General features: G+C 72.7%; 15 protein-coding genes. 7 read left to right on the plus strand and 8 right to left on the minus strand.

The genetic code is table 11. From position 1 onward, the window contains the following. Positions 1 to 145: 145 nt before the first annotated feature. On the plus strand, positions 146 to 1,966 hold the full coding sequence (locus AAEM63_RS10835) for a hypothetical protein (RefSeq protein ID WP_341358285.1): 1,821 nt from the start codon (positions 146 to 148) through the stop codon (positions 1,964 to 1,966). A gap of 85 nt (positions 1,967 to 2,051) precedes the next feature. Here the strand turns inward: AAEM63_RS10835 and AAEM63_RS10840 are convergent, their stop codons facing one another. The 3 genes from AAEM63_RS10840 to AAEM63_RS10850 all read right to left on the minus strand — a co-directional run bounded on the left by AAEM63_RS10840 (position 2,052) and on the right by AAEM63_RS10850 (position 7,326). Further along, positions 2,052 to 3,257, minus strand: a complete 1,206-nt coding sequence (locus AAEM63_RS10840) for an MFS transporter (protein WP_341358286.1) — start codon at positions 3,255 to 3,257, stop codon at positions 2,052 to 2,054. Between the two features lie 43 nt (positions 3,258 to 3,300). Then, a complete protein-coding gene (locus AAEM63_RS10845; RefSeq protein ID WP_341358287.1) occupies positions 3,301 to 4,893 on the minus strand; it encodes an HD domain-containing phosphohydrolase in 1,593 nt (530 codons plus the stop codon). A gap of 225 nt (positions 4,894 to 5,118) precedes the next feature. Further along, complete coding sequence (locus tag AAEM63_RS10850; RefSeq protein WP_341358288.1) at positions 5,119 to 7,326, minus strand: glycoside hydrolase family 3 C-terminal domain-containing protein; 2,208 nt, start codon at positions 7,324 to 7,326, stop codon at positions 5,119 to 5,121. Positions 7,327 to 7,526: 200 nt separating this feature from the next. Between AAEM63_RS10850 and AAEM63_RS10855 the strand changes: the two genes are divergently transcribed. From AAEM63_RS10855 to uidA, 3 genes are all read left to right on the plus strand, one after another. Further along, positions 7,527 to 8,183, plus strand: coding sequence for a cytidylate kinase-like family protein (locus tag AAEM63_RS10855; protein ID WP_341358289.1), 657 nt, complete (start codon positions 7,527 to 7,529; stop codon positions 8,181 to 8,183). A 35-nt stretch (positions 8,184 to 8,218) separates the two neighbouring features. Continuing rightward, a complete protein-coding gene (locus tag AAEM63_RS10860; RefSeq protein WP_341358290.1) occupies positions 8,219 to 9,640 on the plus strand; it encodes a glycoside-pentoside-hexuronide (GPH):cation symporter in 1,422 nt (473 codons plus the stop codon). A 63-nt stretch (positions 9,641 to 9,703) separates the two neighbouring features. After that, positions 9,704 to 11,509: a beta-glucuronidase gene (uidA, locus tag AAEM63_RS10865; RefSeq protein WP_341358291.1), complete on the plus strand. Its 1,806-nt coding sequence runs from the start codon at positions 9,704 to 9,706 to the stop codon at positions 11,507 to 11,509. 100 nt (positions 11,510 to 11,609) lie between these two features. On the opposite strand, the gene AAEM63_RS10870 is transcribed toward uidA, so the two are convergent. Continuing rightward, complete coding sequence (locus tag AAEM63_RS10870; RefSeq protein WP_341358292.1) at positions 11,610 to 12,158, minus strand: flavodoxin domain-containing protein; 549 nt, start codon at positions 12,156 to 12,158, stop codon at positions 11,610 to 11,612. Positions 12,159 to 12,323: 165 nt separating this feature from the next. Here AAEM63_RS10870 and AAEM63_RS10875 point away from each other — a divergent pair, with 165 nt between their 5' ends. Continuing rightward, positions 12,324 to 13,553: a DUF6880 family protein gene (locus tag AAEM63_RS10875; RefSeq protein ID WP_341358293.1), complete on the plus strand. Its 1,230-nt coding sequence runs from the start codon at positions 12,324 to 12,326 to the stop codon at positions 13,551 to 13,553. Between the two features lie 74 nt (positions 13,554 to 13,627). Beyond that, a complete protein-coding gene (locus AAEM63_RS10880; RefSeq protein WP_341358294.1) occupies positions 13,628 to 14,893 on the plus strand; it encodes a serine hydrolase in 1,266 nt (421 codons plus the stop codon). Between the two features lie 61 nt (positions 14,894 to 14,954). Here AAEM63_RS10880 and AAEM63_RS10885 read toward each other — a convergent pair whose 3' ends face one another. The 3 genes from AAEM63_RS10885 to AAEM63_RS10895 all read right to left on the minus strand — a co-directional run bounded on the left by AAEM63_RS10885 (position 14,955) and on the right by AAEM63_RS10895 (position 17,422). Continuing rightward, the gene (locus AAEM63_RS10885; RefSeq protein ID WP_341358295.1) at positions 14,955 to 15,755 is read right to left on the minus strand and encodes an ABC transporter permease; all 801 of its coding nucleotides are present in this window, start codon (positions 15,753 to 15,755) and stop codon (positions 14,955 to 14,957) included. Next, a complete protein-coding gene (locus AAEM63_RS10890) occupies positions 15,752 to 16,708 on the minus strand; it encodes an ATP-binding cassette domain-containing protein (protein WP_341358296.1) in 957 nt (318 codons plus the stop codon). Before AAEM63_RS10890 ends, AAEM63_RS10885 begins: the two co-directional genes overlap by 4 nt. Positions 16,709 to 16,903: 195 nt before the next feature. Further along, positions 16,904 to 17,422 (minus strand): EXLDI protein, encoded by a 519-nt coding sequence (locus AAEM63_RS10895; RefSeq protein ID WP_341358297.1) that lies wholly within the window; start codon positions 17,420 to 17,422, stop codon positions 16,904 to 16,906. 313 nt (positions 17,423 to 17,735) lie between these two features. Here AAEM63_RS10895 and AAEM63_RS10900 point away from each other — a divergent pair, with 313 nt between their 5' ends. Continuing rightward, a complete protein-coding gene (locus tag AAEM63_RS10900) occupies positions 17,736 to 18,611 on the plus strand; it encodes a type II CAAX endopeptidase family protein (protein ID WP_341358298.1) in 876 nt (291 codons plus the stop codon). 60 nt (positions 18,612 to 18,671) lie between these two features. Here the strand turns inward: AAEM63_RS10900 and manA are convergent, their stop codons facing one another. Continuing rightward, positions 18,672 to 19,850 carry a mannose-6-phosphate isomerase, class I gene (manA, locus tag AAEM63_RS10905; RefSeq protein ID WP_341358299.1) on the minus strand — a complete coding sequence of 393 codons (1,179 nt, stop codon included), beginning with the start codon at positions 19,848 to 19,850 and terminating at the stop codon, positions 18,672 to 18,674.

The raw sequence follows: 19,850 nt of genomic DNA on the forward strand, positions 1-19,850 counted from the left end.
GCTCCTTCGCAGGTGGTTGCCGCACAGGGTGGCACACCGGGCACGGGGCGGAGAGCACATCGCGGCTGCGTGGTCGCTCACCCGTCCTGGTTGCGGTCAGTAACGTTCGCCGTCGGAGCCGGCGCCGTCGGCACAGGGGGACGCAGTGACGGACGAGCAGGCGGCGGACGCCGGACACGACGACACCGGACATGGGGCGGACACCGGGCACGAGGCGGACGCCGAGCACGTGGACCGCGCCGTGCGGCTGGAACGGCTCGCCGCCGCAGCCCGGGCCGACGCGGCAGCCCGGGCCGGCGCCGTCGGGCACGATCCGCAGGATCTGCAGCACGCTCTCGCCCTCCTCGACGCGCTCGACCTCCGCACCCTGACCGAGCTCGAGCGTGAGCTCGACCGGCCGGACAGCATGATCACCCGGCCTCGCACGGGCGAGTCGCCGGGCCTCGCCGCGTTCCTGGGCCGGCGCTACGCCGCCTCGATCCCCGCGTCCCGGTACCACCCGAGCACCTCGGTCCCGGAGCTCACGGCCCGTCTGCTGGACACCCTCGTGTGCCGTGAGGTCCTGCTCGCGCACGGCACGACGATGTTCGGCCGGGCCGTCGCCGGGGTGAAGGACGCCCTCGGGCTGCCGCCGAAGGACAGCCTCGCGGCGACCGGGTTCGCCGAGTACGGTGCGCCGGCGGTGTTCCTGCTGCTCGACGTCGCCGCGTCGTTCGCGACCGTCCAGCTGAGCAGGACCTCCGCCCACATCACCGCGTCGATGGGCTACTCCGGGATGGACGCCTACGCCGACGCCCTCGACGCCTGCCACTTCATGACCGTGCCGTTCGCGCGCCACCTCCTCAGGTGGCGGCCCGCCCCCGACGCGCTGGTGTCCGCCATGCGGCACGGCCGGCTGGACGGCCTCGGTATCTCGCCCACCGACGTCGACGAGGAGCGGTTGCGCGCGGAGCTGGCGACCCTGCACAACCGCCTCCCGGAGCTGAGTGCGCCGTACCCGTCGTGGGAGGGGCCCGGGGCTGTCCGACGGCGGCCGCGGGCAGGAGCCGGGCCGGAGGACGAGGTGCGCAGGGCGTTCGTCGTCGCCCCGGCCGACGGCGACCCACGCACCGTCGGCCACGCTTTCCAGCAGCGCCTCACCCGCCGGAGCTGGACCGTGCGGGTCCGCGAGCGTCGCGCCCCGCTCGCAGCAGCCGCCGCAGTCGCCGCGATGGTGCTCTCCTCGACGCCGGCGTGGACGACGGCGCACCCGGTATCGCTCGGCCAGGTCCTCCTCGCCGGGCTCGTGGGCGCCGTCGCGGTGCTGGCGTGGACGGCCCTGCTCGATGACCGCGAGGAGGAGTTCTTCCGCGCGGCCGTGGCGTTCAGCCCATCCACCGTGCTGCAGGGACGGCGCGACGCAGCCCTGGTGTCCGCCCTGCGCGACCTCCGGCCGGACGCCTTCGCCCGAGACCGGAACGGCGGCCTCGCGCGGACCGTCACGGTCGTGCTCGAGCGCGACGGTGTCGTGGTGCTCGGCCGCGAATCGCGGCCGGTCGCGAGGTTCCACTGGCTGCACGTCGCGCGGATCAACGCGTCGACCGTGCCGGCGCCGCCCGCAGCGCCATCAGCCGAGCCCCACCCCGCACCGGCCCGCGGCCGAACCGTGCACCGGGTGGCCTTCGTGATCCGCCGGGACGGCCCCGACGTCGCCGTCACGCTGCCGCTCGAGCGGGCGAAGGTGGCCTGGACGCAGCTGAGCTTCGTCGAGAAGAGTCCCCTCAAGGCCCTGGTCTCCGGGATGGAGTCCGCGCGGTACGGCTGGGCCCTCTCCCCCGCTGCCGTCGGGCCGCGCGGCGCCCGCCGGGACGCGAACGAGCGCATGCGCGTGCTCAGCGGCGTCGACCCGGTCGCCGGGACCCGGTACGAGAAGGAGGCCCTCGACTGGGAGTTCGGTCCGCGGACCCGGCCGCCGAGTCGCACATGATGCCCGCCGCGCGAGTCTGCTCGTCTGGTCGCTGCGAACGACCAGACGAGGAGGTTGGTCGGCGCTCTGCCTGCCCGCAAGGGCGTCACGCGGCCACCCGCTCCCGCTGCGTCAACGCCAGCGCCCACACCGCGCCGGCGAGGGCGACGCCGGCCGCGACTCCGAACGCCCACGGGGTCCCGGCCGACTCGGCCACGACACCGAGCAGCATCGGTCCGAGGCCGATCCCGAGGTCGATGGCGGCGCTCGCCGTCCCGGACGCCGCGCCACGCTCGTCCGGGCCCGCGAGCGCGAAGATCGCGGCGAACAGGGCCGGGGTGCTGAACGTGATGCCCAGGCCCATGACGGCCGCCCCGGCGACCGCCCCGAGCGGCGTCGGCCAGAGCGCCACGAGCCCGAGCCCGGCGGCCATCGTCGCGACGGCGGCGGTGGCGAGCCGCAGCGGCGGGAACCGGTCGGGCACCGTGGCGAAGACGATCCGGCAGGTGACGACGACGATCCCGTAGGTGGCCAGCGGCACGCTCGCGTTCGCCATGCCGACCGACTCGGCGTGGAGGGCGGCGAAGGCGAGGAACCCGCCCATCGCCACCATGGAGGCGAGGAACACCAGCCCGACCGGCACCGAGGGGCGGTGGACGAGGTGCCGGTCCCTGGCCACGCCCGGCTCGCCCGCACCCCCTGGTCCGTCCGGCATGGTCGGTCGCGTCTCGCCGATCCCTGCCGCCAGGGCGGCCGCCGCGGCCGCGAATGTCGCGGCGGCGAGCCACGCGGTGGTGAAGCCGGCGGCGCGGACGAGCAGCTCGCCCAGCGGCGGGCCCGCGGTGAGGCCGAGGTAGAGCCCGAGCGAGTTGTAGCTCATCGCCTCCCCGATCCGGCTGGGCGGGGCGAGGTCCATGAGCGCGGCCACCGCCGCCACGAAGAACGCCGCTTCCGCCAGTCCCAGGACGAGCCGGAGCGCGACGACGCCGGCGAGCCCGCCCGCGAGCGGCGTCAGCGCCATGCACACCGCGCACAGCAGCGCGCCCGCGACGAGTGAGGGGCGGCGTCCCCTCGTGTCGGCCACCCGGCCGGCGAAGGGCCGTGCCACGAGGGCGACCACCGCGAAGGCGCCGAACGCGAGCCCCGCGGCGGCGGTGCTCGAGCCGAGCGGACCCGTCACGTACAGAGGCAGGGCGTAGATCGCGACGCCGTCGGCGGTGAAGTAGGCGAGCTCGGCCAGGCCCAGCATGACGAAGGGCCGGGTGAACAGCCGCTCACGCGAGTCGGTGGGAAGGGTGCCGGTGGTGGTCATGCCGGCACTGTCGTCCGGCGCGGCGCCCCGCACATGGGTAGACCTACCGGGTTTCGAGCAGCCCGTGCTCCATCGCGAACAGGGCGGCGGCGGGGCGGGTGCTCACGCCGATGCGGACGTAGATGTCCTGGACGTGGTGCTCGGCCGTGCGCGGGGAGACGCCGAGCCGGTCACCGATCTCCCGGTTGGTCAGCCCTCGGGTGAGCAGGCGCAGCACCTGGACCTGACGGTCGGTCAGTCCGCCCACCCCGGCCGGTCGGCTCGGCCGCTCGTGCCCGGCGGCGCGCAGGACCGCCGCGGCGGCGTCGGGGTCGAGGTGGCCCGTCCTCGCCTCGGACCGCAGGCGCCCGGCGGCGGCGTCGGCCGTCAGGGCGGCCCGGTGGGGCCGGTCCTCCACGCTCGAGCGGTAGAGGTCCGCCGCGGCGAGCACGCGTGCGGGCATCGACAGGTCCGCCGCGCGCAGGCCACGGTGGTAGCCGGTCCCGTCGCACCGCTCGTGGTGCTGGGCCGCGACGTGGGCGAGGTCGGCCAGTGCCGGTGAGCGCGAGAGGATCCGTTCGGTGTAGTACGGGTGGAGGCGGGCCTGGTCGCGCTCGGCGGCCGTGAGCGGTCCGGGCTTGGTCCAGATCCGGCTCGAGACGCCGATCCGGCCGAGGTCGTGGAGGTGCCCGGCGATCCGCACGCGGGCGGCATCGGGCAGACCGAGAATCTCGGCGGCGTCGCCCGCGAGGTCCGCCACGCCCGCCGAGTGTCCGTGCAGCCACGGGCTCTTGAGGTCCACGAGGTGGCCGAAGGTGCGGGCGACGTCCGCCAGTCCGCCCTCGTCGACGAGAAGCGCAGGGTCGGGCTCGACGGCGAGGGCCGCCTCGAGGGGGTCGAGCGTGGCGGGAGCGGACAGGGGCTGGGCGTCCGTGAGCCCTCCGGGCGTGGCTGCGGCCGGGGCCGGGGGACGCTCAGGCAGGTCGACGAGCCCCTCGAGCAGGCCGACGTCGAACCCGGCGACGACGTCCGGGTCCAGGTGGGTGCCGGCGCGTCGCCGCAGCTCGGCGAGCGCCGTCGCCGGTCCGGCGTGGAGGGCGAGGAGGACGGCGGTGCCGGCGACGTGCATGATCCGGGTGGTGACCGGGATCTGCTCCCCCGCCACGTGGGGCTGCCCCTTGCCGTTCCACATCGCGGTGACGTGCGCGAGCGTCTGCGCGACGGCGTCGCCGAGCCCCAGCCCGACCGCGGCGTCGCGCGCCACCTCGCACGTGGCGGTGGGCGGCGCCTCGTCCCGGGCGCTGCGGACGGCGGTGAGGAGGGTCTGCGCGCGCCTGCGCCCGGACGCGGCGCTCACCCCGGGGACGAAGGTGCGCAGGACGTCGCCGGGCCGCTCGACGTCGGCGAGGAAGCTGTACCGGACGAGGGAGATGTCGTCCCCGAAGAGCCCGGCCGCCTCGTAGGAGGCGGCGGTGCAGCCGAGGTGCTCGAGGAGGGAGGCATAGAGGACCACCCGTGCGTCCTCCTCGGGGCAGCCGAGGGCGCGCGCCAGCCGGACCGCCACCACGGACCGGGTGAGCGACTCGTCCAGCGGGGAGCCGGACCCCAGGTCCATCGCACCGGACAGCCCGCCGAGGATGGCCAGGAGCCGGATCATCACCCCACGGTGGCACCCTCGACCCGCGGCCACAACGGGTCGTCCCGCCGCTGCCGACCTGCCGGTGCGTTGTCGGGCAGGCCGGGCGCGACAAGACCCGGCCGACCAGTCTGCTCACCTGGTCGCTGCGGACGACCAGATCAGCAGACTCGCCCGGGATGCCGAGCACCGGGTTGGGTCGGGCAGGCCGGCCAGCGAGCTCGTCGCGGGGCCGCCGCGCCCGGCTCAGCCGATCGTCACGGTCGCCGTCAGGGGCGTGTCGGCGCTGGAGGTGCCCACGTGGACGGTGTACTCCCCCGGCAGGACGACGAAGCCGTGCGTGCACGCGTCCCACACCGACAGCGGGTGGTGCGTCGCCCCGGAGTCGACGACGACCCGCACCCGCTCCGACGCCCCGGGCTCGAGCCGCACCTTCGCGAACCCGACGAGCCGCCTCGGTGGCTCTTCGGCCGCCGCCGGCAGGCCGAGGTAGACCTGGGCCACCTCGGCGCCGGCCACGTCCCCGGTGTTGGTCACCGTCACCTCGACCGTGAGCGGCGACGTCCCGTCGTCCGTGGTGGGGCTCACGGCCAGGTCCGAGAGCTCGAACGTCGTGTACGACAGCCCGTGCCCGAACGGGAAGAGCGGCGTGACGCCCTCCGACTGGTACCAGCGGTAGCCCATCCGCAGCCCCTCGGTGTACCGGATGACCGGGTAGCCGGCGCTCTCGTCCGTGCCGGGGTACCGCTCGGGGTGCCCGGCGAACGGGGTGTCCGCCCAGTCGCGCGGGTAGGTCGTGGGCAGCTTCCCGGAGGGGTTGACGACGCCGAGGAGGAGGTCGGCGACCACGTGCCCGTCCTCCGAGCCCTGGTTCCACACCTCGAGGACGGCGGGGACGGCGTCGATCCAGGGCATCAGGACGGGGTTGCCGTCCTTGAGCACCACCACGGTGCGCGGGTTGACCGGTCCCACCTCGGCGATGAGGCGGTTCTGGTCGTTGAGCATGTTCGCGTCGTCCTGGTCCGCGCCCTCGGTGGCGACCAGCCCCGCCATGATGACGACGACGTCGGCAGCGGCGGCCGCGGTCCTGGCCTCCTCGAGGTTGGACAGGTCGTCGGCGACGGTGACCTTGCTCAGCGCGGCGGTGGAGCCGAGCCCGTCGAGGACCTCCCGCAGCCCGTCCACCGGCCGCACGGTGTAGAGCGGGTCGACCTTCGAGCTGCCGCCGCCGCCGAGGCAGGCCTCGTCGACGTAGGTGGCCTGCCCGATGACGACGATGCTGCCCACCCCGGGATCCAGCGGCAGCACCTGGTTCTCGTTCTTCAGCAGCACGGCGATCTGTTCGCCGATGCGCCGGGAGACCTCGCCGTTGCGCCGTGCGTCGATCTCGCCGGGCGCGTAGGGCCGCTCGAACTGCCCGAGCCGGAACATCTGGGTGTACCGGCGCACCAGGGCCCGGTCGACCGTCTCGATCTCCAGGCTCGTGTCGTGCAGGGCTGCCTTGACGTTGGCCTCGTTGAGCCACTTGGCGTCGGGCATCTCGTGGTCCATGCCCGCGTTGATCGACGGCGCCGCGGACCGGCACGACCAGAAGTCGGACTGCACGTACCCCTCGAAGCCCCACTCCTCCCGCAGGACCGTGTGCAGGAGGTACCGGTTCTCGGTGGCGTACGTGCCCCGGACCCGGTTGTACGCGCTCATGATCGCCGCGATGCCGGCATCCTTGACGAGCATCTCGAAGGGCAGCAGGTACAGCTCGCGCAGGGTCCGCTCGTCGACCTCGACGTCGGTCCGGAAGCGCTCGTACTCCTGGTCGTTGACGGCGTAGTGCTTGCCCATGGCGATGACGCCGTGGTCCTGGATGGCCCGGGTGACCGCCACCCCCATGACGCCGCTGAGGTACGGGTCCTCGGAGAAGTACTCGAAGTTCCGCCCCGCCGTCGGGAGCCGGTGGAGGCACACCCCGGGCCCCTCGAGGACGTGCTGGCCCAGCGTGGCCGCCTCCTCCCCGATCACGGTGCCGTACCGGTGCGCCAGGTCGGGGTCGAAGCCGGCCGCGAGACCGATGGTCATCGGCAGCGCGGTGGCCGGCGGGCTCGGCGTGCCGTCGCCCATCCCCACCCCGACCGGTCCGTTGGTGATCCGGAAGCGCGGGATGCCGAGCTCCTCGATGCCGGTGACGTGCCGCTCGATGCGGATCTGGGCGGCCAGCTGGTCCATGTCCGCACCGCTCTCGACCGCCTGCGCGGTCAGCGCGTAGATGTCGATGGTCTCCATCGCCCCGTGCAGCTGGGCGATCTTCTGCTCCAGCGTCATGGCGGCGACGAGCGCCCGCGCCCGGTCCCCGGGGGGCGACGACGTGTCCGTCCAGGGTCGGTCCGAGGCGGTGGCGGCGGTGTCACTCGGCATGGTCATCTCCTTGTGGTCCGGGGCGACGCCGGCGACGACGCCCACGTCGATCAAACTCCTCGCGCGCGCCCGGCGCGAGGCCCAGTGCGCGGTCCCGGCGGTCGCGAGGACGAGCGCCGCCCGCCCGGGCCGGGTCGAGCCGGCGAGGTCCCTGCCTCACGAGCCACCGGAACCTGGGCACGGGAGCCCGAGCGGACTAGCCTCAGGACATCGGGCTCGACGAGGAGCTCGACGAGGAGGTCGGCATGTCTGACGCCACACCCGGAGCAGGTCAGGACCGCGCCGGCGACCGCGGGACGGCCGACAGGCCCGTGATCACGATCTTCGAGCACTACGGTGCTGGCGCCACCACCGTGGGCCGCCGGGTCGCGGAGCAGCTGGGCCTGCCGTTCCACCCCCAGGCCTTCAGCTCCGAGGACCTCGAGGCCGGACCCGACGCCGTGCTGAGGAGCAACGCGGTGCTGGCGACGGTGTACTCGGCGATGGGCGGCGCCTACGGCGGGTTCGAGGGCCGCGACGTCGTGGCCACCCAGCAGCAGAAGTACGACCTCGTCATGGACAACAACCGGGCGGTGTGGGAGGAGGCGGCACAGGGCGGCGTCATCCTCGGACGCAACGGCGCCGTCATCCTGGCCGACCGGCCCAACACCGTGCACGTGCTGCTCACCGGCGACCGCGAGGACCGCATCACCCGCGCGGCGAGCGAGGCCGGCATCACGACCGAGCAGGCCGCCCGGCGTCAGGAGCGGGAGGACCAGGTGCGCTCCGAGATGTCCAAGACCCTGTACGGGTGGGACCCGCGCCTGCCCGACCGGTACGACCTGGTGATCAACACCAGCCGTATCCCGTTGGACGCCGCCGCGGACGCGATCGTCCACGCCGCCCGCGTACGGACGCGCTGAGCCGCCGCACCACCCCACCCGAGGAGCTGACGAGCATGGACACCGCCGTCCCCGCGACCGGGGTGGTCACCCCCCGCAAGCTCACCACGCGCAACTACCTGGCCTACGCCGCGGGCGACGCCGCGAACAACCTCTCCTTCACGATGGCGGGCTTCTTCCTCATCCTCTACTACACCAACGTCGTGGGGATCGAGGGCGGCGTCGTCGGCACGATGTTCCTCGTCGTCCGCTTCGTCGACGCGTTCACCGACCTCTTCGCCGGCCGCGCCGTCGACGCCAAGAAGCCGGGCAGGCTCGGCAAGTTCCGGCCCTTCGTCCTGTGGTTCTCCCTGCCCCTGCTGCTCACGAGCATGGCCATCTACTCGGCGAAGACCTTCTTCCCCGACATCTCGGGCGGCGCCGCGGTCGTGTACATGTACGTCACCTACCTGCTCATGGGGTCGGTCTTCTACACGCTGGTGAACATCGCGTACGGCTCGATGGCACCGGCCATCACCCAGAACCCGCTCGAGCGCGGGAAGCTCGCGGCCTTCCGCGGCTACGGCGCCTCGATCGCCATCCTCGGGCTGGCGTTCGCCATCGCCCCGCAGATCCGCGCGAACGTCGGCAACCCCGAGGCGCTGCAACGGTCGCTCTTCCTCACCACCGCCGCCTTCGTCGTCATCGGCATGGCGCTGTACCTGTTCCTCGTGTTCAACACCCGCGAGCAGGTCGCCCGGCCCACGTCGCCGGTCTCGATGAAGGACAGCCTGCGCACCCTCACCACCAACAAGCCGCTCCTGTGGCTCTCACTCGGCGCGGTCCTGTTCCTCACCGCGGTGACGGCGCTGAGCACGCTGGGGTCCTACATCGCCATCTACGTCCAGCAGGACGCGCAGTTCATCGCGTGGAACATCCTCGCCCAGACCCTGGCCATCCTCGTGGTCGGGCCGCTCATCCCGGTCATCGTGCGCACGATCGGCAAGCGCGCCGGCTACGTCTCCTTCGGTGCCGTCACCATCGTCGGCGCCGCCGTGCTGGCGCTGTCCCCCCTCGGCGAGGTCCCACTCCTGGGCCCCGTCGCGTTCCTCCTCATGGGCCTGGGCATCAACGGCGTCAACACCCTCATGTGGGCGCTGGAGGCCGACACCGTCGAGTACGGCGAGTGGCGCACCGGCAACCGGACCGAGGGCACCACCTACGCCGCCTTCTCCTTCACCCGGAAGATGGGCCAGGCGCTCGGCGGGTTCGTCGGCGGCTTCGCCCTCACCTGGGCGGGGTTCAGCGCCGCCCGGGCCGCCGGCGGCGAGACCCAGGAGGAGGGGGTCGCCGAGGCCATCCAGCTGTGGGCCGGCGGCATCGTCGCCACCTTCGCCCTGCTGTCGCTGCTCGTCATGGTCTTCTACCCCCTCACCGAGGCCAAGTTCCGCGAGATCACCGCCGACATCGCCGCCCGCCGGGCCGCCTCCGCCCGGTAGCGCAAGCCCGACAGCCGCCGCCCGACAGCCGCCGCCCGACAGTCACCCCCGAGAAGGAGTCCCATGCTGCGTCCCCAGGACACCGCCACCCGGGAGCGGAAGAGGCTGGACGGCCTCTGGCGCTTCGCCCTCGATCCCGACGGCGCGGGGCGCGCGGCCGGCTGGCACACGGGACCGCTGCCGGGCACGTCCCTGATGCCGGTGCCCGCCAGCTTCAACGACCTCGTCACCGACGCCGCCGTGCGCGAGTACTTCGGCGACATCTGGTACCAGACGCTCGTCCGCGTACCGCGCGGCTGGGCGGGCCAGCGCGTCGTCCTGAACCTCGAGTCCGCCACGCACCGTGCGGTGGTCTGGGTGAACGAGACCCCGGTCGTCGAGCACGAGGGCGGGTACACCCCATTCGAGGCCGACGTCACCGGACTGGTCACCCCGGGCGAGGAGGTGCGCGTCACCGTCGTCGTCAACAACACGCTGAGCTTCCGGTCCATCCCGCCGGGCGCGATCGAGGAGACCTCCAGCGGCCCGAAGCAGCGCTACTGGCACGACTTCTTCAACTACGCCGGTCTGCACCGCTCGGTGTGGCTCTACGGCACCCCCCGCAACCACGTCTCCGACATCGCCGTCGTCACGGGACTCGAGGGCACCACGGGCACGGTCCGGTACACCGTCGAGACCGCCGGCCAGGCCGTCTCGGACGACTCGGACGTCTCGACCGGCGCGGGCGTCGCCGTCGTCCTGCGCGACGCCGACGGCGCCGAGGTCGCGCACGGCACCGGTCCGACCGGCACCCTCACGGTGCCCGAGGTACACCGGTGGGCACCCGGCGACGGCTACCTCTACGACCTCGAGGTCCGGCTGCTCGACGGCGCCGCGACGGCGGACAGCTACCACCTCAAGGTCGGCGTGCGGACCGTGGAGGTGCGCGGCACCGAGTTCCTCGTCAACGGTGAGCCGTTCTCCTTCAAGGGATTCGGGATGCACGAGGACCACGCCGTCATCGGCAAGGGCCACAGCGACGCCCACCTCGTCCACGACTTCGAGCTGCTGCGCTGGATCGGCGCGAACTCCTTCCGCACCTCCCACTACCCCTACTCCGAGGACGTGCTCGAGCACGCCGACCGCCTCGGCGTCGTCGTCATCGACGAGACGGCGGCCGTCGGGCTGAACATGGGTCTGGGCGGCGGCATCTTCGGTGGCCAGGGGTACACGACCTTCTCCCCCGAGACCGCGAACGAGGCCACCCGGGAGGTCCACGCGCAGGCCATCCGCGAGCTGGTCGCCCGGGACAAGAACCACCCGAGCGTCGTCCTGTGGAGCATCGCCAACGAGCCCGAGTCAGAGACGGAGGCAGCGGAGGAGTACTTCCGTCCCCTCTTCGACGTCGCCCGTCAGGCCGACCCGACCCGGCCGGTGGGGTTCGTCAACGTCATGCTCGCTCCGCACGGCACGTGCCGCGTCTCCCAGTTCGGGGACGTGCTCATGCTCAACCGGTACTACGGCTGGTACGTCAACACCGGCGACCTCGCGGCCGCCGAGCACGACTTCAAGGCCGAGCTGGACGCCTGGTCGGGCGACGGCAAGCCGATCATCATCACCGAGTACGGCGCCGACACCTACCCCGGGCTGCACAGCCTGGTCCCCGAGCCGTGGTCCGAGGAGTACCAGGTCGCCTACCTCGACATGAGCCACCGGGTGTTCGACAGCGTCGACGCCGTCGTCGGCGAGCACGTGTGGAACTTCGCCGACTTCGCCACCACCTCCGGGATCATGCGGGTGGGCGGAAACAAGAAGGGCGTCTTCACCCGTGACCGGCAACCCAAGGCCGCTGCCCACGCCCTGCGCCGGCGCTGGCGCGGCGGGCCGTAGCCACGGAGCCGGATCGAGCCCGGCTGCGGCCACTCCGGGAGAACGCGGCACCGACCTTGGCAGCGCTACCGCGACCAGGCGAGCGTGCCCGCCGCGGTCGCTACCCGGTCGGCGCCGTCGCCTGCTCGAGCTGGGCGGCGAAGCCCTCGGCGAAGCGCCGCACGCCGTCCCACTCGGTGTAGACGTGGTCGCGGGAGATGTCGGTGTCGAGGCTGCCGGGCTTGTCGCTCGCGATCTTCTTCATCATGTGCCGCTTGACGAAGCCGTACTGCGTGTAGAGCAGCGCCCCGCCGAAGATGCCGACCGTGCCCGGCCGCCAGCCCGTCTCCTGCTCGAAATGCTCGACGTAGCCCTCGGCCTCCGGCGGGTCGCCGTGGGCGGCGAGGCTGACGGAGAAGAAGGCCGACGGGACACGGGCGAGCATCTGGTGGTTCTTCCTGGCCAGCTCGACCACATGCTTGTCGTGCTTGCCCATGTGGATGGACGCCCCGAGGACGATGCCGTCGTAGCCGTCGGGTATCGCGCCCCGGGCGTCCTTGACGTCGACCATGGTGATCTCGTGGCCGCGGTCGCGGAGGACGTCGGCGACGACGTCGGCGATCTTGGCCGTCTGGCCCTCGGTCGTGCCGTACGTGAGGAAGACCTTCACGATTGCTCCTGTCCCGGGGAGCACGTCGGGCGCGCCGTCGACGGCACGCCGAACCGCTCCCATCTGCTCCATGGTCCGCCGGTCATCGGTGGTTCGGCAGAGCCGTTGGTCCCGCAAGAACGCTCCCTACGAGGACTCTCGACCTCCAACGGGACAATGGGCCGCATGACCGAGCTTGCCGACGCCGTCCTGCCGCTCATCCGCACCCGCGCCGATCTGCACCGCTGGTCGGCGTCCAACGCCCACGGCCGGCAGATGCACGACGCCGTCGACCTGCTCGAGCAGGCCGCCGCGACCGAGAACCCGGCCAGCCTGTACGCCGTCACGCACAGGGCGCTCGCCTCCGCCGTGAAGATCATCGCCCGCGCCGACGACTCCAGCGGCATCATCGGTGACGCATGCCGCCGTCTCCTCGCGCTGCACCCCGTGCACGCGGCGGGGGCGGGCGTCGCCCCGGGCAGGCTCGTGGACTGGATGATCCGGTTCCAGTTCGACGGCGACGTCGACTACTTCGAGATCGACCCCGTCGCCTACGCGCCGGCCCTCGGCGAGCACGGCGTCGCGGCGTACCGCGACCGGCTCGCGGAGATCCGCGGGCGTCTCGGGGCAGAGCCCGCCGAGGGCGAGTGGTGGCGGTCGGAGAGCACGCACGAGTGGTTCACCCTCCACCACAACGAGCAGCGCCTCGCGGTGCTCGACCGCGACGTCGAGGAGATCGTCCGTACCCACGCCCGGGACCGGAAGGTCGCAGCCTGGCTCCACGACACCGCCGAGGCGCTGGAGGAGATCGGCGAGATCGACCTGGCCGTCGACTGGGCAAGGCGGGCGACCGAGCACGACCGCGGCCATCAGTCGCTCAGGGCCGCGCGCTACTGGTGCAGCCTCCTGGCCGCCCACCGCCCGGACGAGCTGTCGGCCGCCCGGCTCCAGGTGTTCCGCACCTGGCCGTCGGCGACCACAGCCGGGCACCTCCTCGAGGACGCCGGGGCCGCCTGGCCGGACTACCGCGACGAGGTCCTCGACCGGCTCGCGGCGGACCCCCGCGAGGCGGTCCTCTTCGCCCTCCTCGGTCTCAAGGACGCCCGGCTCGCGTGGGACCTCGCGCACGAGCTGGAGCTGCGTGACGTCGACGCCTGGGACCGTCTGGTCGACGCGTACGAGCGCATCGACCCACGTGCCGTCCTGCCCGTGCAGATGAAGCTCGTCGAGGCCGCACTCGTGAAGGCGGACGCACACCAGTACCGGCTCGCGGCCCGCCGCCTGAGGAGGATGCGCACGCTCGCCCGGGAGACCGAGGACGCCGCCGCCGTCGACGCGTTCGTCGCCTCGCTCCGTGTCGAGCACCGGCGTCGTCCGCGGCTCCAGCAGGAGCTCGACCGCGCCGGCCTTCCGTGACGCGACGGGCTCTTGCCCGATTTGTCACCGCGCGCGCACCATGAGTCGACGACTCGGAGCGGCGCATGAGACGCATGAGAACACTGCTGGGAGCGGGACTCGCGCTCGTCGCTCTGCAGGTCGGTGGCTGCTCCACCGAACCGCCGACGACGGCGTCCGAGCCGACCACGGACGGGACCGCCGCCGAGACCGTAGACGGAGGTACCGCCGGCGAGACCGCCGACGGTGCGACCGCCGCTCCCCCGTCGTCCGGACCGTCTTCCGCCGAGCCGGGCACGTCCGGGTCAGACACGGCCGGGCCGACCACTGCCGGCTCGGCCGACGAGTGCGAGCGAGAACCGAGCCGTTCGGGTGAGGTTCTGACCCTCCAGGAGGTTATCGACGAGGCCGTCGACGGCCACGACGGCGGCATCGTGGTGGCCCTCGCTCGTGACGGCGGGGAGATCCGTGTCTGTGCGGCGGGCACGGCGGACCCGACGGGGACTCCCCTTCAGGCGACCGACGCCTTCCGCGTCGCCAGCATCACCAAGACCTTCACCGCGGTGGTGCTGTTGCAGCTGGTGGAGGAGGGCGAGCTAGGCCTGGACGATGCCGTCGGCGACCACCTGCCGGACCTCGGACTGGTCGAGGGCGTCTCCGTGCGCCAGCTCCTCCACCACTCCAGCGGCATCCCTGACGTCATCAACCACCCCGACCTCGTCGCCGTCCTCAGCGACTTCGACCGCGTGTGGACGAACGACGAGGCGCTCGCCCTCGCCGGGAGGGTCGAACGGGACTTCGAGCCGGGGGCGGAGCACGTCTACTCCAACACCAACTACCTGCTGGCACAGATGGTGATCGAGTCGGTCAGCGACCGTACGCTCGCGGACCTCGTCGAGGAGCGCATCACCGGGCCCCTCGACCTCGCCGACACGGCCTTCGCCCCTGCCCCGGACCTCGTGACCGGCTTCTCCGACGTGTTCGAGCCGGACGGGCACACCGAGGGCGTCTCCTACCGCGCCCTGGAGACCCTCGGTCCCGGTGCGGGCGCCCTCATCTCCACGGCCTCGGACGTGGCGGTCTTCTACCGCGCCCTCGCCGCCGGCGAGCTGCTCAGCCGCGCGACCATGACCGAGATGACCGAGTTCGAGGGCAGGGGCGGCTTCGGCCTCGGCATGGGCCTGGGGGTGTGGCGCCTGTCCCTGCCGAGCGGGCCCGGCTACGGCCATGGCGGCAACATCCCCGGCTACGTCTCGTACGCGGGTGTGACGCCCGACGCCGAGGACGTGATCGTCCTGCTCAGCAACGACGACGACCTCCAGCCCCACTCGCTGCTGCGACTGACCTTCGCGGCGTGGTGACCGTCCACCACCGACCGCCCAGAGCCGGCTGCCCAGAACCAACCGCCGGAGCCGACCGGACTCAGCGCACCCGCTCGCGCCGGTACAGCGCCCGCGCCCACAGGTAGCCCCCCAGCGCGACGGCGAGCGACCACCCCACGGCCCAAGCCGCCGTGCCGCCGTCGGGACCGCCCTGGAGCAGGCCGCGAACCGTCTCGATGATCGGGGTGAACGGCTGGTACTCGGCGAACCAGCGCACCGCCGTCGGCATGGTCTCGACGGGGACGAACCCGCTGCCGAGGAACGGCAGGAGGATGAGGAACATAGGCGTGTTGCTGGCCGTCTCCACGCTCTTCGAGAGCAGCCCGAGCGCCACGGACAACCAGGTCAGGGCGAACGCGACGAGCGTGAGGAGGCCCAGCAGGGCGAGCCAGTCCAGCGGGCCGGCCGCGGGCCGGAAGCCGATGAGGACGGCGACGACGAGCAGGACGAACATCGCGAGCAGGGACTGGATGACGCTGCCGAGCACGTGCCCGGCCAGGACGGAGCCGGGCGAGATCGCCATGGTCCGGAACCGGGCGATGATGCCCTCGGTCATGTCCATGGCCACGGAGATGGCGGTGCCCTGGGCGACCGCCGCGGCCGTCATGACGATGATCGCCGGCGTGACGTAGTCGATGTAGACGGCGCGGCCGGCGCCCCCGGGTTCGGTGCCACCGAGTCCGGCGCCGAGCGTCCCGCCGAAGACGTAGACGAAGAGCAGCAGGAACACGATGGGCATCCCGACGAGGATGACCGTCATGCTCGGGTACCGGCGCATGCGGCGCAGGCTCCGGCGGAGCATGGTGGCGGAGTCGTGCAGGGCGAGCGGGACGGCGGTCATGACACGGCCTCTCGGGTGGGGATGGCGTGCCCGGTGAGGGCGAGGAAGACGTCGTCGAGCCCGGGGCCGGTGACCTCGACGTGCTCGGTGACGACGCCGGCGTGCTCGGCCCGGTCCAGGACGGCCCGGACGGCCGGGACGTCGGTCGTGCCGGAGACGCTCATGGTCAGGGCCTCGGCGTCCGCGACGGCGTCGGGGAAGGCGCGGGTCGCCGTCGCCAGCGCGGTCGGGTCGGCGAGGTGGAGGCGGATGGTGCCGCCCGGGACGAGGCGCTTGAGCTCGGCGGGGGTGCCGTGCGCGACGATCCGGCCGGCGTCGAGAACGGCGACGCGGTCGGCGAGGTGGTCCGCCTCCTCGAGGTACTGGGTGGTGAGGAGGATCGTCACGCCGTCGGCGACGAGGTCGCGGACGACGTCCCACATGGCGCGGCGGCTGCACGGGTCGAGCCCGGCGGTGGGCTCGTCGAGGAACACCACGCGGGGCTCCCCGACGAGGGTCATGGCGAGGTCGAGCTTGCGCAGCATGCCGCCCGAGTACGTCGAGGCGGGCTTGCGCGCGGCCTCGGTCAGGTCGAACCGGGCGAGGAGGTCGGCGGCCCGTCGTCGGCCCTCCGCGCGCGGGAGGCGGTGGAGGTCGGCCATGAGGTGGAGGTTCTCCTCCGCGGTCAGGAGGGCGTCGACGGCGGAGAACTGGCCGGTGAGGCCGATGACGGCGCGGATCGCGTCGGGGTCGTCGTCGAGGTCGTGACCGGCGACGCGGACCGTCCCGGCGTCGCGGGAGAGCAGGGTCGAGAGGATGTGGACCGTGGTCGTCTTGCCGGCCCCGTTGGGGCCGAGCAGAGCGAGGACGGTGCCGGCCGGCACGACGAGGTCGATGCCGTCGAGCACGAGGTGCTCACCGAACGACTTGCGCAGCCCGAGGGCCTCGACGGCCGGGCTGGTGGGGGTGGGCATGGTGGTTCCTTCTCAGGTGTGGGCAGGCTGACGCCCGCCCAGTGCGGGCAGGCGGGGGCGGCCGCGGGTCGGCGGCGGGCGGGTGCGCGGGTCAGGCACCCGGTGGGACGGACGTCCGGGACGGGCGGCCGGTCAGGCCACGGGCGGCAGGAGCGGTGATGGATCGGCGTGGATCAGCGTTGGGGCCGCGGCCGGTCAGATGTCGAGGTCCTCGATGACCGGCTGGTCGACGGCGACCACGACGAGGTCGTAGAGCGGTGCGGGGATCTTCTCGCGCAGGGCGTCGAGGTCGTCGACGACCTCGAGGGTGGCGGTCGCGGCGGTGGTGCCCCACGACTGGTCGGCACTGAGGTGACGGCGCCAGCCGGTGAGGTTGCCGTCGGGGCCGGCGGCCGCGACGTACTCCGCCGACCGCTCGACGTGGACGACGAACTTGCCCACGCGGCTGCGGAAGACCCGGTAGTGCTCGGACCGGTTCTTCGTCGACCGCGTCCAGTCGACCAGCTGCACGCCGAGGAACCGCTGGCGCCGGCCCTTGCCCGGTCCGACACGGACGGTGATCTCCTGGAGGCCCTCGTCCTTGCCCTCCTCGACCTCGACGTAGCGCTGCAGCGCCTTGGAGATCGCTGCCGAGAGGTTCCCGCCGGCGAGCTCCTGCGCGCGCTGGAAGAGGTCGACGTCCCTCTCGGCCACGTAGATCGTCTTGTTGGGCATGTCATCATCCTAGCCTCCGACCTGAGCATACGCATATGTATACGTATATCGCAAGGTGTAGAGGTGGGCGCGCCCGGACCGCGGGTCTGGAAGGACCGACCCGAGGACGTACGAGGCTCGCTGGGGGACGTTCGTCCATCGACGCCGCAGCGCCCGTGAGGACAGTGGGAGGCGGACCGCGGAAGGCGGGCCAGGGTCCAATCAGGGTCCTGACGAGGGCGGATCCCGATACCCGCGCGCCGCCGCGACTGGAACGGTCATCTCGGGCGGAATTTTTCGCCGCCACGCGTCCGATCTGATCCGGAGGGATCGCATGTCCACCCGCACACCGATGCGCAGCCCGAGCACCGACCCGACGACGACAGGGCTCTCCATCCGCTCGCTGCGGACGTTCTTCCTCGCCACGTTCGGCCTGTCCTGGGGGGTCGGCGTCCTCTACGTGTTCTTCTCCGAGCCGCTCGACGGGGTCTTCGGCCCGATGGGCTACACCAACCCGATCTTCATCTTCATGGTCTACTCCCCCGGCATCGTCGGCGTGCTCCTGGTGTGGAGACACGAAGGCCTCGCGGGGGTGGCGCGCTTCTTCCGGCGGTTCGCGCTGGTCCGCATGTCACCGGCCTGGTGGTTGGTGCTCCTCGTCGGCATGCCGGCGGTGTTCTACGCCGGCGCGGCGATCACCGGCTCCTTGACCGACCCGTTCCCGTTCCAGCCCTGGTCCGCCGTCGTGCCCGCCCTGCTGGCGATGCTGTTCATCGGCCCCATCGAGGAGCTCGGCTGGCGCGGGGTCGCCCTGCCGCTGCTCCAGCGGAGGCTGGCGCCCCTCTGGTCGAGCCTGCTCCTCGGTCTCGTCATCACGATCTGGCACACGCCGTCGTTCCTGCTGAGCGGCACGAAGCAGTCCGCCTGGGAGTTCTGGCCGTTCTTCTTGGGCGTCATCGCGATCAGCGTCATCCTCACCCCGATGTTCAACGCCGCGCGGGGCAGCCTGCTCGTCGCCTTCCTCTTCCACGCGCAGATGAACAACCCGGTCTGGCCTGACGCGCAGCCGTGGGACATGTGGCTGTTCGTCGCGGTCGCCGTCGTGGTCGTCGTCGTCAACCGCAGAACGATGCTCGACACGGGATCAGCGGCGACGGCGATCCTGACCCCAGCGGTGCCGGATGGCGTGGTCCGGGCGCCGGCGATGTGAGGCGTGATCTGGAGCCCTGCGCCCCGCGACCAAGACGCCGGTCACGTGGCGCCCACCCGGTCACACGAGAGCGGGAACCCGCTCCGGGCAGTGGACGACGGCCAGCAGCCCGTCCGTGCCGAGCTCCACGGGTCCGTCGGCATGGGTGAGGAAGACGCACTCCCCCGGGCCGACGTCGAGCGAGCCGTGCGCGCCCGACACCGTCGCGCGTCCCGCGCACGAGACGACCATGCGTGGGCCGGACTCCGGTACGGCTGCACCAGCGCTCCCCGTCAGCGTCCAGAGCGCGAAGTCGCGCACCGGCGGCCGGTACAACGTCCCGGCGCCGGCCGCCGAGCCCTCGAGCCGGCCCGGCCCCCCCGGCGCCGGGTCCACGAGCCGGAGCAGCTCGGCGACGTCCACGTGCTTGGCTGTCAGGCCCGCCCGGACGACGTTGTCCGAGGTCGCCATGATCTCCAGGCCGGTCCCGTGCAGGTAGGAGTGGACCATGCCGGGCGGGACGTAGACGACCTCGCCCGGCGCCAGACGCAGCTGGTTGAGGAGCAGCGCGGCGACGATCCCGACGTCGCCCGGGTGGTGCTCGGCCAGGCTCGCCACCGTGGCGTACTCGGTCCGGAACATGCCCCGTTCGCCGAGCTCGCGCACCCGTCGGGTCACCGCGTCGGCGAGCTCGTGGGGCGCCGGGTCGAGGAGGATCGCGGCTAGCGCAGCACCGTGTACGTGCTGGGGGTCGGCGGCCCTGAGTGTGGCCACCACGGGCGCGAGCGCGTCGAGTCCGAGCCCGGAGAGGAGCCGGTCCGCTTCGGCGGGCGGGCGGAACCCTGCGAGGAGCTCGGTCTCCTCGAGTGCGAGCAGCAGCTCGGGCTTGGCCGAACGGTCGCGGTAGCTCCGGCCGGGGTCGTCCCTACTGAGACCGGCGGCCTCCTCACGCCGGAACCCGCTCTCGGCCTGCTCGGCGGTCGGGTGGACCTGGAGGGACAGCGGCGCGGCGGCAGCGAGGAGCTTGGCCATGAACGGCACCCGGTCACCGCGCACCCCAGGCCCGAGTGAGGCCGCCGGGTCCTTGGCGACCAGGCGGTCGAGCCCGGTCCCGGCCTCGTCCACGGAGGGGTCAGCAGGGTGCGCGCCCATCCAGATCTCGGCCACCGGCCGGCCGTCGGGCTCGGCACCGAGCAGGGCCGGGAGCGCGGTCGTCGATCCCCACGCGTAGCGCTTGACGGGGTTGGTCAGGCGGAACAC

Source organism: Georgenia sp. M64, from assembly GCF_038049925.1.
Taxonomy (GTDB): Bacteria; Actinomycetota; Actinomycetes; order Actinomycetales; family Actinomycetaceae; genus Georgenia.